A 12975-nucleotide genomic window follows, 5' to 3' on the forward strand; every position below is an offset into this window, starting at 1 on the left:
CCCATTTTTTCTACACTAAGCATCACGCTTTAATGCAAATTCACTAAATTATTCAGCATCAGCTGCTTTAGCGAATAATTGACGACCACGATAAAAACCATCTTTAGTCACGTGGTGACGACGATGAGTTTCACCTGTAGTTTGGTCTACAGTTAATGCATTCTCGGTTAAAGCGTCATGTGAACGGCGCATGTCACGGCGAGAGCGACTTTTACGGTTTTGCTGAACGGCCATGATGGCTCCTTACAAAGATCGAAAAAATGGATCAGAACAAATTTAGTTGTCTTAACTCAACATAATAACACAAATTGTGTTATGAATTAAGTTTGCCTTTCAAACCTGCCAAAACGTCAAATGGATTATCACGTTTTTCTTCGACAATGTTTTCAATGGCTGGTTGATGCTTATGCTCACAAGACACATGCTTAGGAGACAAAGGCATCAACAATAACAATTCATCCTCTATTAGAGAAAGTAAATCAACAATGGCAGGAGTGGCAAAATCACCCTTTGTTGAAGATTCACTTTCGCCCAAGACGATGAAATCAGCATCCTCATCCAAGCGCTCTATCAGTGACTCATCATCGACCAGTGCTAGATGGAAATCTGAAACAAGAGAAATCTCCACAGGTTCCAGACAACGCTGACATTCCAATGGAACTTTTGTTTCGGCATGACCATCAAACCAGACAACGCGATGATACGCATCCATTGATAGCTTACAGTCTATAGAGATCAATTGATGATCAATTGATCCAACAGCTTCACGAGCAATACGAACAAAGCGAGACAATGGCAGTGTTCCTGACCATGTAAAACCTTGTTCAGCCCATTTAAACGGCTCAATCTGTGCCGGAAAGGTATTTGCTGACATAATTAAGGCGGCAATTCTACAAATTCATCGGTACTCTGTCAAAGATTAAGATACAATTTTGTACTAATTTAGACAGAACTCATGGTAACACAGCAATGCACCTGTTGCAGCCGCAACCTGAAGTAACAACTTCATCACTTGTTAGCACCCACTCAACCCATCAGTCTGCCCTGTCGTCTAATACAGTGCAACTCTCACCGTGGCAAAGCCTACAAACAGAACACGATCAGGTTGAGTGGCTTATTTTACACTTTAATCACTGGTTTTCCCATCAAAATGTGACGTTAGTCAAAGGAGATTTTGAACCAGAATATTTTCCTGCGCAAAATCAAGCACCAGCCAGAATTCAGTTTGCACATGGTTTTTTTAATAGCGCATTACATGAAATTAGTCATTGGACGATTGCAGGGGCAAAACGGCGCTTATTACCCGACTTGGGCTATTGGTATGCACCGGATGGTCGCACACTTGAACAACAGCATCTTTTTGAGCAGGTCGAAATTAAACCTCAAGCGATTGAATGGTTATTTTCAACAGCTTTTGGTCGAAAATTTCGAGTATCGTTAGATAATCTAACAGGTCATAGTGGAAATGGAGCTGTGTTCAAAGATCATGTTTTTACGCAGGTACAACATTTTTTTTCAGGTGAGTCAAAACTACCAAAGGATGCGGCTTATTTTATTCAATCTATCTGTTCATGTACCCGTGATGGAAAAGTTTTGCAATTAAATGAATTCACACGTGAATTAATTGATTAAACCTGCATTCAATTACACAACCTCAACTTGTATTAACCTATTGAATATCTTCAATGTGTTTAAATAGAATGTGTAATTGAATAAAACTGTCACTTTACAACAATAACATTTTATTCAGGAGGATCCAGACATGTTGCATTTGCATATTCATCCAGAAAATCCGCAAGCTCGATTGATTCATCAAGCAGTTGAACGTATACGCGCAGGCGATGTTGTGGTTTATCCAACTGATGCAGCGTATGCGATTGGTTGTCAAATTGGTAATAAATCTGCCATGGAACGTATTGCTCAAATTCGTGGTCTTGGACCAAAGCATCAATACGCGATTATGTGTTGTGATTTATCAGATATTGCAACTTATGCTAAAGTTGATAATGCCATGTATCGCTTGCTTAAAGCCAATACTCCCTCAATTACCACTTATATTTTGCCTGCTACCAGCGAAGTTCCAAAACGTTTGATGCATCCAAAAAAGAAAACCATTGGACTACGTATTCCCACCAATCCAATCTGTCAGGCATTGTTACAAGAACTTGGCGAACCCATTTTGACGAGTACCTTGATTTTACCTGGTCAGGAAGATCCACTTGATGATCCATATGACATTGAAAATCAGTTGAGCAAACGCATTGATGTGTTTATCGATGGTGGATTCGGTACACTGACAACCACCAGTATTGTGGATTTGTCAGGAGATAATCCTGAAGTTATTCGTCAGGGGGCTGGGGATGTAAGTGCGTTTGAATAAACAAAATACCTGCTCCAAAATCAATGCCAACGCATCATCGAATATGCTATTCATGATGCCTAGCTCCCCTATCTTGCTCTAAAATCGGCAAGTCGTTGTTTTTGTTTACCATATGTATCGAAGTTAACTGGGCTTAACCACGCCTCATAAGCAGATTTCAATTCAGTCCATTCTTCATCAATGATTGAAAACCATGCCGTATTACGGTTACGTCCCTTTGTTACTCGATCTTGGCGAAACAATCCTTCAAAACAAAAACCAAAGCGTAAAGCAGCACCTTTGGATGGCTCATTGAAATCGTCACACTTCCATTCTACTCGCCGAAAATTCTGATCAAAACAATGTTTAAGCAGTAGAAATACTGCTTCTGTTGATGCAGTTGTATGCTTCAAGCGGTGTGAAAAATACACATTGCCAATTTCAATTGCAGCATATGCCAAACGTGGATTTAGCAATGCAATCCAACCAACGATTGTATGATTCATCTTAACCAGATAATGGTATGAAGGATGAAAGCCAAAAAGATTTTGTAATGCAAATTTCAACTGATCACGACTGTTAAAACCTTCGTAGGGTAGATAAGTCCAACAACGCGCATCTGGTTCAGTAACCATTGTTTGCCAAAGTTGTTCTAATTCCAAGTCTTTAGGACTGCTATCTATAATTGGAATAAGTTCAACGAATTGCCCTATTAAATTTTCATGGCGGTAGTTTACAGGTAAGAACTGATCGACCAGATCGCCAACAGGTTGCTGAAAAACATTGAATCCTGATTTCGAATCATCTTTCATATTTATTTTTACACCTAACGCTTCATATTTATAAGGTGATATTTCTATTCAAAATACCACTATCATATAAACCACAACCTATTTAGACATAAAATAGTGCTTATTTATTTATGGTTTTACTACTTTTAACAATTTATTAAACTCTGAATTTCAATTAGAATGGAGTACATTCTGATCTCCTTCTCTTTATGGCATTTGTGCTCACTATGCCTAAAGTAACTCATGCTTTTGAAAATTCGCGTGGCCTATAACTGTAATGAACCAAGCTTTGAATCATTCCACGGAAGCCTTGCCGCAGATTCGTGTATTAGACGAATGGCAAGATGTTATCCCTGAAGATTTATACATTCCGCCTGCTGCTTTTGAAATTTTACTCGAACATTTCGAGGGACCACTCGACTTTCTCATTTACCTCATTCAAAAAAACGGTTTTGATTTACTACAACTCGATATTGCACCTATTGCAACCCAATATCTCTCTTATATGGATGCAATGAAATCTCTCAATATTGAGCTCACCGCTGACTATATGGTGATGGCAGCATTATTAGCAGATCTCAAATCACGTTTGCTCCTTCCTAAACCTGCGTCCATCACCCTTGAAAAAGACCCTAAGCAAGAATTAATTGATCGTCTGGAAACCTATTTACGCATTAAACAAGCTGCTGAACGTTTAGGTCAATTCCCTGTACTAGATCGAGACACTTTTAGCCCCAATGTTGGTTTAGGTCATACTGCGCCTGTTTATGAAGGGTATGATGTCGAAAGTTTACGCGATGCACTGTTTTGTGTATTTAATCGCCCCGAACCTGTAATGCATACAGTGGAACAGGAGGCTGTACTGCTTGAAGAACGTATTGCTTTTATTCAGCAAAAAATTGAATCTGGAAATGTTTTAGCATTCCATGAGTTATTAAATCCTGTACAGGGTCGTATGGGAATGGTTGTCACATTTATGGCTGTTCTAGAACTGACGCGCCAACAAATAATTAGAATTGTTAGCGCAGGTATTGAAGCTCCTTTGACTATTCAGGGAGCGCATGTATGACTCTCGATCAACAACTGGCAATGTCACCTGAAGACATGCATCATGATGTGTTATTGCAAATTGAAGCGATTTTATTTGCCAGTGATGCTCCTGTTTCGCTTGCCAGATTAAAAGAAGCCTTTCAAGATCAATATAACAAATCCCAATTACGTCAATTTTTACAACAGCTTGCAGTATTACAGCACGGGCGTTCAATCGAATTAATTGAAACAGCCCAAGGCTTTCGGTTTCAGGTTCGCTCAAAATATCGTAATATAATCACACAAGTTTGGCCCGAACGTCCAACCAAGCTCTCACCTTCACTGCTCGAAACCGTTGCGGTGATTGCGTACCATCAGCCCGTTACACGCGCGGATATTGAACAGATCCGTGGTGTTTCAAATAATAGCCAGATATTACGCACATTATTTGACTGGAACTGGATTAAAGAATCGGGATTTAGAGATTTACCCGGAAGACCTGCGTTGTTAATTACAACGCCCCAATTTTTGAACGCTTTTGGCCTAGCATCTTTAGGTCAATTGCCTCCCCTACAGGATGCCAAGGAAGCTTTCATGACACTGGATGCAAATGCAGCCAAGTCTTGAATAGGTGAACTGTTGACAATTATTTCTAAGGTTGTGCTGTCATGAGTGAAAAGTTACAAAAAGTATTAGCGCGAATCGGTCTCGGTTCTCGTCGATATATGGAAGAGGTTATTGCCGCAGGTCGCGTCAGTGTAAATGGCCAGATTGCGCAGGTCGGCGAACGCATCGAACCAGGTGATGAATTACGTATTGATGGTCGTAAAGTTCAATTTCAGGTCGAAGATGAAATTCGTCGCCGCGTCTTAATTTACTATAAACCTGAAGGCGAAATCTGTTCTCGCAACGACCCTGAACAACGTCCAACCGTGTTTGACCATTTGCCACAAATTGCGAATGATCGTTGGGTCATGGTGGGTCGCTTAGACATTAACAGTACAGGGCTTTTGCTTTTCACAAACGATGGTGAACTTGCGAATCGTTTAATGCATCCTTCCAATGAAGTTGAACGTGAATATGCCGTTCGTGTCATGGGTGAAGTTACGCCACAAATTCGTCAAACACTATTAAGAGGCGTGGTTCTGGATGATGGCCCAGCCAAATTTGAGTCTTTCTCAGAACTAGGTGGAGATGGGATTAACCGTTGGTATCAAGTCGTAGTTAAAGAAGGTCGTAACCGTGAAGTACGTCGTTTATTTGAATCACAAGGATTAAAGGTCAGTCGTTTGTTACGTACCCGTTATGGTACTGTAATTTTGCCACGTGAACTACGTACTGGCCGCTGGATGGAACTAGATAAAGCAGATATTGACAATCTGACTAAACTGGTTGAACTCAAACCACGTCAAGGTACTGGTCTGTATGGTATGGCAAAACGTCGTACTGAACGTATGGTAGAAAAACCTCTGGCTGCACGTCGTGGAGGCTATTTACGCCAACAAAAGCGTGATACGGACGATCAAACTGAGAGCCAATCTAAACCATTTTCTCCACGCAAAAGCTTTGGTCAGAATAAAACGTTTAAAAAGTTTTAATCACTAACACTTAACTAGATTGAAGAGTCCATATATGGGCTCTTTTTTTTCATTTAATGCTAATTTTTTTGTGAATTTTACTATTTTATAGATAGACAGTTTTGTATATAATCCACACAAAATGAAACAATCCAACAACAATAGGTTCATGATGATGAAAAAAATATCTTATTTAGCAATCGCAGTATCTTTAGCGACTTTAGCAGGCTGTGGGGGTGGTGGATCAAGTGATTCTGGAATGACTTCTGGATCAAATAATTCCAATACTGGAAATAACAATTCATCTGGTAATACTGAATTAAAATGTGATCGTGGTATTTTACTTAACTCCAATTTAACAGCTAAATCTATTTTTGATGATTCTCTGTATAGCATCGATTATTTGAACATCATGCAAAGAGATTCATCTGGATTTATGGAGACCAAAAAAAATGGAATCTATGCGGAGAAAATTTCTCTTAGTGGACAAATGTTATATTCAGAATATCTTCCAATTTATAATCTTAGTCTTACAGAAATTGAAACTGATGAACAAAGTAAACCCGTTGATTATAATTTAAATTCATCAGGTCTCTATACCACTAAAACATATCAAAAACAAAATAATGGCTGGCCTCTGGGTTATCTTACTACATCAAATAACTTAAAATTATCACTAGCATCATTTAATGACAAATGCAATTTCTCTGTAGATAAGTTAGATTATACGTTTGAGAGCATTGATTTATCTGGTAAAAAAATTAAAGACATTTTACCAAATAATATTTTAACTAACTATCCAAAAACAGTTGAATATACCTATATTAATGATCAAGTTGGGAATATTCTAAAGCGTGAAGATAAGGCTTTAAATAATCTAATTAACAGTACTGATACCTTCCCACAAGGTTCAATTATTTATCTGCCAAAATCTGCCATTTATGATGACAATCAATTTAGTTTTTCCGAAGATAATGCAACTAAGTTTCAAACTCTAGATGAATGGTTTAATGCACTTTATGGAAAATCACCATATAAATATAAACACGATAAAGTAGGCGGCTTAAATGTAATTTATAGCGTTGATAGCAATGGTAATGCAGTATTTAGCTTTGGCGCGGATCCAGCAATTGAAAAAGATGGCAAAATTTATGATGGGGAGTGGAATATTAAAGGTGATGTTCTTTCATCAAATTATGGTATACCAGCGATTAATGGATTTGCAAACAATGATTCTTCTGGCGAACATACTCTCTTTAATAAAACTGCCTATGAGTTTATCTCTGCACAAATCCAAACCTACTATAAATAATTTGATCTAAATTATTTATCAAAAAAGGCTTTATCTTGTAGATAAAGCCTTTTTTCTTTGATTAAAACTTCTGTTATAACTTAGGAATATCGATCCATTTTGCTTCTGAAAAATATTGTTTTAAATAATTTTTTAAATACCGTGCTGTATCTTTTGAAATGATTTCATCCTGAGATTCATCATTAAGATTATAAGCCAAAGCAAACAAAGATAAACCACGTTGTTTTAAAGCTTCCAGACTTAGTAAAGTATGATTAATACTACCCAAGCGTCCTGAACTTACCAAAATTACAGGCAACTTTTTTTGTGCGATATAATCTATGGTTAGTAGTTCTGTCGTTAAGGGAACCATTAACCCACCTGCCCCTTCTAATAACACCACATCAAAGCGTTGTTGCAAGATTTCAGTCGCTTTTTCAATCTTTTCAAAATCAATGTCTCGACCATCAAGTTGCGTAGCCAAATGAGGAGACGCGGGATAACTAAAAATCTCAGGCATAGTCAGTTTTTCAAGATCTTCTGGCAACCAACCTGTTCCCATAATTTCACGATGTTTTTCAATATCTTCAGACTCATCTACATTTCCAGTCTGAATCAACTTTTGGGTAATTGTAGACTTCCCTTGTGTATTCCATAACTTTGCCAGATAGCCCGTGGCATAAGTTTTACCAATCCCTGTATCAATCCCACTGACAAAATAAACTGAAGCACTCATTCTTTTCTCCGCGCGATACAATAAACTGGATGGTAAGTTAAAGTGTATTGATCATTTTCCAACTTAAAATTTTGATAATTTTCATAAAAATCTATGAGGGATTGTTTTGTCCAGCGTTGTTGCTGTACAGATGCTCCTGTCACACCCGTCGCTTTAAGATGTTTGAGTACTGCTTTTGGTGATTCAAATTGCATGCTTAAATGTTGCTGTTCGAGCAAAATTACATCGAAACCCAACTGCTCAAGCTGTTGTCGCCAGTCATTTATAGACCAGTACTCTAAACCTTGCCCAGTAAGCTGTTTAATCTCGGTAAAATTATCAATCCCAAAAGTCGAAAAACATAACCAGCCTTGCTTCTTTAAAGCAGCATGACAGCGCGTTAATAATGCAGGTAAATCATTAATCCACTGAAGGGCTGAACTCGAAACAATTGCATTTAAGTCCAATGGTAAATCGAGTGTTTCAATATCACCAATCATCCATTGACTTGGTAAATTACCTTGAAAGTGCTGTTGAACTTGTGGATATAAGTCATTTAAATACCATTGTTCAACTTGAAAATTCGATGCCAATTGTTGAGTTAAATTTCCAGATCCACAACCAATTTCTAAAATATGTGGCAAATGTTCAGGACAATAGCCTTGCATCAATTGGCACAAATGTTGACTGATTTGCTTTTGAATAATCGCTTGCTCTGTATAACTTTGACCTGCTTTGGCAAAGCGTTGGGCAATCAGGGATTTATTTAAATTCACAAACACGCTACCAATCGTTGTAGATCATCGGGTTGAATAAGAGAGGTTAATGAAACTCTTAAGCGTGCGCTATGCTGTGGCACTGTTGGGGGACGAACGGGCATAGCATAAAAACCTTGTTGCTGTACGCTATGAGATTTTTCCACCGCTTTTTGACTTTCCCCGATCATGATCGGCACAATATGACTGGTCGAAGGACTACTATAACCTTTTGCCACAATCTCAGATTGTAGATATTTGCTAATCTTGTGCAGATGTAAGCGCTCAGTATTGGCTGCCATGACTTTTTTAAAGATAAAATCAGACCATGCAATATTCATTGGCGGCAAAGCGGTACTAAAAATCAAAGGCCGCATGGTATTGATTAAATAGCTGCGAATGATCGGATCACAAATTAAATACCCTCCCACCGAAGCACAGGCTTTACCCAAAGTCCCGACTAGAAAATCAATATCCTTAATCACGTTGTATTGCTCTGCACAGCCCAAGCCTTGCTCACCTCGAACACCGATCGCATGGGCCTCATCGACGTAGAGCATAACTTTGTTAAAATACTGTTTGATCTGAACCAATTTAGTGAGATTCGTTTCATCTCCATCCATACTAAAGATACTTTCTGTCACCACAATAATTCTTTCAATATCAGTATCATCATGATATTTTTCGAGCAATTGAGTTAAATGCTGTAAATCGTTATGTCGATAACGTATATATTTAGCAGACGATAAACGAATTCCATCGATCATACTGGCATGTACCAATTTATCTGCCAGAATCAGTGTTTTACTGTCGCTTAAAGCAGGTAAAATTCCGATATTCATATGATAGCCGCTATTAAAAAGCAGTGCCGCACGACCTAAAAATACTTGACTTAAACTGGCTTCAAATTGTTCATATTCTGCACAATTGCCTGTCAGCAAGCGCGATGAAGATGAACTAAAATAACTGCGCTGAATGGGTTGCTGATCTAAAAATTCCTCACGTAGCTGAACATTTGCAGCCAAGCCCAAGTAATCATTTGAAGAAAGATTCAGCATATTTCTTCCAGCGATTTTAATATAAGCGCCTTGCTGCTCATTGGCGGTAAACTGGCGCAAATTTCCAGTCTGTTTAAGCTGATCAAGTTGCTGTTGATAATGATCAAGCAATGCCATGTTGCACCTCAGCTTGCATCTGTTGTACCACGCCAATCAATTGTTTAATCAAGAAATTGAGTTCATCTTTGGAAATGACATACGGTGGCATCAGATAAACCAATTTACCAAAAGGGCGCACCCAAATGCCGCGTTCAACAAATTGTTGTTGCAGGGTTTTCATATCCACATTGAACTTGAGCTCCACCACACCAATCGCCCCCAAAATTCGTACATCGGCAACATATTCTAATTCGGACAATATTTGTAGTTGTTGTAATTGTTCAGAAATCCGTTGAATATTCTCCTGCCAATCCTGTTCAAGTAAAAGTTGCGTACTTCTGAGTGCTACCGCGCAGGCCAAAGGATTTGCCATAAAGGTTGGGCCATGCATAAATACTCCTGCTTCCCCACGACTAATGGTTTCTGCAACTTGTTTAGTCGTGAGCGTAGCTGATAGCGTCATATAGCCGCCTGTCAGTCCTTTACCAATACACATAATGTCAGGTTCAACCTGTGCATGTTCCCATGCAAATAGCTTACCTGTACGTCCAAAACCCGTCGCAATTTCATCAAAAATCAGCAGTAATTGGTATTTGTCACACAGTGCACGTAATTGTCTTAAATATTCAGGGTGATAAAAGCGCATTCCACCTGCACCCTGTACAATCGGTTCAATAATAAATGCAGCTAATTCTTGATGATGTTGTTGTAAAAGTTGTTCAACTTCATCAAGTTCATGCGAATTCCATTCTCTACCAAAACAACTTTGCGGTGCTGATACAAAAATACGTTGCGCTAAACTACGCCCAAAAATCTGGTGCATGCCTGTCACAGGATCACAGACCGACATTGCATTCCATGTATCGCCGTGATAACCCGAACGTGTCGTAATAAAATTAGTCTTTTGTTTGAGGCTTGTGTCCGATTCGGCTTTTGAAGACCCCGCTCTTGAAGACCAATACTGAACCGCCATTTTTAAGGCGACTTCCACCGCAACTGAACCTGAATCTGCATAAAAAATTTTATCCAGACTAGGTGGCGTGATTTTGAGTAGTAATTTTCCAAGTTCAATTGCAGGATCATGGGTGAGACCACCAAACATGATATGTGCCATATTGTCTAATTGACGCTTCACAGCAAGATCAAGTTCAGGATGATGATAACCATGAATCGCACACCACCATGAAGACATGCCATCAATAAGCTGTCGACCATCCTCAAGTTCAATGGTTGCACTATAGGCACGTTTAACTTTAAAAGTCGGCAATGGATGTAACATCGAAGTGTAAGGATGCCAGATATGCTCCAAATCAAACTGATCACTCATCCATTTACTCCATTGTCTAGGCTTTTCGACATTGTGCTACATGTTAAACTTGTAGGCTTTTAAAATAAATTGCGATAAACACCATTCCGTTTAAAGCTTAAACATCCAAGTTGATAAAATTTACGATTTCCTTGCACGTTTTCTCAACCTGAATAAAAGGGAAACTGTGTGCCGTATTTTCAAGTTCCACTATTTTAATAGATTTTGCACGTATCTTTTGCATATCTTCAACAATTCGGTAAGGAACAAGTGCATCATGATCAGCAAATAGATGAAGCTGTCGACCTGTATAATTTTTAAGAATATCAACTAAATTAAATTGTTCAAGTATCTCCAATCCTTGTTTTAGCAATGATACTGGCTGTGCTTTAAGCATCATCTGCATGGTATTAAAATCGGTTTTTGCTGTTTCAACGCCTTTAGTCACTAGTAAACCAAAACGTTTTAGAGTTGTGATGGCATCCTGTTCAAATGATTGTTTGAACAGGGCAAAATCATCAGCAGACATAGCATGTGACCAATCATCATGTGCCACAAAACTCGGATTAGAAGCCATCGTGATAAGTGTCTTAGCCTGACCTGTTTTCTCTGCCACTTCATATGCCAAACGCATTGCTAACTCGCCACCTAATGACCATCCTGCAATCACATCAAATTTTATTGCTCGATCAATCTGTTGTTCCAAGACTTGCTGATCTAATGCATTGAAAATATTACTCAGCTCAACATCATAATCCTGTTGCTCAAGTGCTTGCTTAAGTGGGTTCAATAATTTTTCACCACCGCCCCATCCTGTAATAAGGAGAATACTTTGTTTCAATGTCTTGTCCTGTTTATTTCACCTGAAAAAAGTATACCCAGTTTTATTCAGCGTTTGGATTGCTAGGCTGCTCATTGTTTTTAAGATCAAGGCTTATCTGATCTCCATTATCCAGATCAAGCAATAATGTCGCAGGGATGACTTTATCCCAACTGTCACGTTTAAACTGTTGGTGAACTTGATCAATTTCAAAAGGACTGGACTTTGCAATCTGCTGAGCTTTGGCTAAATCGACTGCACGCATATAAGCAATTAAATAGTCTTGCGCTTCGATCTGGACATGAAACCATGATTCAACTGTAACACCTTCGGCTTGAAGCGTTTCAATCGCTTCAACTTTGCGCTGCTCAAGCTGTTGTTGCCATTTTTCAACCTTTGACCATGTATGGGGTTTTAATTTAATCAGTGCTGCACCTACATCCATTTTGTTCACTTTGTATCATTTTGAATTTACTTAATATGAATATAAAGGATCACAAAAGCAAAGCAATTTCTTCACACATTTCAAAGTTGATTTTGTTAAACTAAAACTTAGGCTTTTTACAAATAGGCTTTTAGATCATGATGAAAATTTTGCGAACAATAACAATATTAAGAGCGGGTTTAGTGAGTCTCAGTTTGGCAACAGGACTTACCCATCTAGCTCATGCTGAAACTGATGCCTTTTCAAAATCGAGTGCTGATCAGAAACAGTGGGTAGGTCAACCCGCACCAGCTTTTCGTCTGCAAGATCAAAATGGAATTTGGCATCAGCTAAAAGACTTCCAAGGCAAATGGCTCGTTTTATATTTTTATCCAAAAGATGACTCTCCTGGCTGTACTCAAGAAGCGAATCGTTTTAAAGCCCTTTCTTCCCAGTTTACTCAATCCAATACCGTTGTGATGGGCGTTAGTCTGGATGACGTTGCTTCTCATAAAAAATTCTCGGATAAATTAGGACTAACTTTCCCAATTCTGGCAGATAGTGATCATCAACTGGCAGAAAAATTTGGAATTGTGCGTAATATGGGGATTATGAAAATCGCAAAAAGAGAAAGTTTTTTAATTGATCCCAAAGGTACAGTGGTCTATCACTATAGCAGTGTGAACACTCAAACCCATGCCGATGAAGTGCTTAAAGATGTGAAACGCTTACAGCAAAAACCATGAGTATA

The 12975-nt window shown here is 38.6% G+C and carries 16 protein-coding genes; 7 read left to right on the forward strand and 9 right to left on the reverse strand.

The features are described 5' to 3' along the window. Positions 1-48 precede the first annotated feature (48 nt). Entirely contained in the window at positions 49-234 is a 186-nt protein-coding gene (gene rpmF, locus A7A69_RS04595; RefSeq protein WP_004723964.1) for a 50S ribosomal protein L32, read from the reverse strand. A gap of 79 nt (positions 235-313) precedes the next feature. Continuing rightward, on the reverse strand, positions 314-874 hold the full coding sequence (locus A7A69_RS04600) for a YceD family protein (RefSeq protein WP_152876421.1): 561 nt from the start codon (positions 872-874) through the stop codon (positions 314-316). 95 nt (positions 875-969) lie between these two features. Here A7A69_RS04600 and A7A69_RS04605 point away from each other — a divergent pair, with 95 nt between their 5' ends. Then, positions 970-1632, forward strand: a complete 663-nt coding sequence (locus tag A7A69_RS04605) for an elongation factor P hydroxylase (RefSeq protein WP_152876422.1) — start codon at positions 970-972, stop codon at positions 1630-1632. Between the two features lie 130 nt (positions 1633-1762). After that, positions 1763-2380 (forward strand): L-threonylcarbamoyladenylate synthase, encoded by a 618-nt coding sequence (locus A7A69_RS04610; protein WP_120370788.1) that lies wholly within the window; start codon positions 1763-1765, stop codon positions 2378-2380. A gap of 68 nt (positions 2381-2448) precedes the next feature. Here A7A69_RS04610 and A7A69_RS04615 read toward each other — a convergent pair whose 3' ends face one another. Beyond that, positions 2449-3171, reverse strand: a complete 723-nt coding sequence (locus A7A69_RS04615) for a GNAT family N-acetyltransferase (RefSeq protein WP_152876423.1) — start codon at positions 3169-3171, stop codon at positions 2449-2451. Between the two features lie 256 nt (positions 3172-3427). On the opposite strand from A7A69_RS04615, the gene A7A69_RS04620 reads away from it, so the two are divergent. The 4 genes from A7A69_RS04620 to A7A69_RS04635 all read left to right on the forward strand — a co-directional run bounded on the left by A7A69_RS04620 (position 3428) and on the right by A7A69_RS04635 (position 7068). Then, positions 3428-4219 (forward strand): segregation and condensation protein A, encoded by a 792-nt coding sequence (locus A7A69_RS04620; protein WP_152876424.1) that lies wholly within the window; start codon positions 3428-3430, stop codon positions 4217-4219. After that, positions 4216-4806: an SMC-Scp complex subunit ScpB gene (gene scpB / locus A7A69_RS04625; RefSeq protein WP_120370785.1), complete on the forward strand. Its 591-nt coding sequence runs from the start codon at positions 4216-4218 to the stop codon at positions 4804-4806. Before A7A69_RS04620 ends, scpB begins: the two co-directional genes overlap by 4 nt. Before the next feature lie 41 nt (positions 4807-4847). Continuing rightward, on the forward strand, positions 4848-5777 hold the full coding sequence (gene rluB / locus A7A69_RS04630; RefSeq protein ID WP_120370784.1) for a 23S rRNA pseudouridine(2605) synthase RluB: 930 nt from the start codon (positions 4848-4850) through the stop codon (positions 5775-5777). A gap of 151 nt (positions 5778-5928) precedes the next feature. Continuing rightward, positions 5929-7068 (forward strand): hypothetical protein, encoded by a 1140-nt coding sequence (locus A7A69_RS04635; RefSeq protein ID WP_171500784.1) that lies wholly within the window; start codon positions 5929-5931, stop codon positions 7066-7068. Positions 7069-7141: 73 nt separating this feature from the next. Here A7A69_RS04635 and bioD read toward each other — a convergent pair whose 3' ends face one another. The 6 genes from bioD to A7A69_RS04665 form a co-directional block, all read right to left on the reverse strand. Further along, positions 7142-7783 (reverse strand): dethiobiotin synthase, encoded by a 642-nt coding sequence (bioD, locus tag A7A69_RS04640; RefSeq protein ID WP_152876425.1) that lies wholly within the window; start codon positions 7781-7783, stop codon positions 7142-7144. Beyond that, complete coding sequence (bioC, locus tag A7A69_RS04645; protein ID WP_338325117.1) at positions 7780-8544, reverse strand: malonyl-ACP O-methyltransferase BioC; 765 nt, start codon at positions 8542-8544, stop codon at positions 7780-7782. Before bioC ends, bioD begins: the two co-directional genes overlap by 4 nt. Further along, a complete protein-coding gene (locus A7A69_RS04650) occupies positions 8535-9692 on the reverse strand; it encodes an 8-amino-7-oxononanoate synthase (protein ID WP_152876426.1) in 1158 nt (385 codons plus the stop codon). Before A7A69_RS04650 ends, bioC begins: the two co-directional genes overlap by 10 nt. Continuing rightward, positions 9679-11001 carry an adenosylmethionine--8-amino-7-oxononanoate transaminase gene (gene bioA / locus A7A69_RS04655; protein WP_152876427.1) on the reverse strand — a complete coding sequence of 441 codons (1323 nt, stop codon included), beginning with the start codon at positions 10999-11001 and terminating at the stop codon, positions 9679-9681. Before bioA ends, A7A69_RS04650 begins: the two co-directional genes overlap by 14 nt. Before the next feature lie 97 nt (positions 11002-11098). After that, the gene (locus tag A7A69_RS04660) at positions 11099-11821 is read right to left on the reverse strand and encodes an alpha/beta hydrolase family protein (RefSeq protein WP_152876428.1); all 723 of its coding nucleotides are present in this window, start codon (positions 11819-11821) and stop codon (positions 11099-11101) included. Between the two features lie 43 nt (positions 11822-11864). Further along, positions 11865-12245: a DUF6176 family protein gene (locus A7A69_RS04665; RefSeq protein ID WP_152876510.1), complete on the reverse strand. Its 381-nt coding sequence runs from the start codon at positions 12243-12245 to the stop codon at positions 11865-11867. Between the two features lie 140 nt (positions 12246-12385). On the opposite strand from A7A69_RS04665, the gene A7A69_RS04670 reads away from it, so the two are divergent. After that, positions 12386-12970 carry a peroxiredoxin gene (locus tag A7A69_RS04670; RefSeq protein ID WP_151981359.1) on the forward strand — a complete coding sequence of 195 codons (585 nt, stop codon included), beginning with the start codon at positions 12386-12388 and terminating at the stop codon, positions 12968-12970. The last annotated feature ends 5 nt before the right edge of the window (positions 12971-12975 follow it).

Origin of the sequence: Acinetobacter guerrae (genome assembly GCF_009372255.1) — a bacterium.
GTDB lineage: Bacteria > Pseudomonadota > Gammaproteobacteria > Pseudomonadales > Moraxellaceae > Acinetobacter > Acinetobacter guerrae.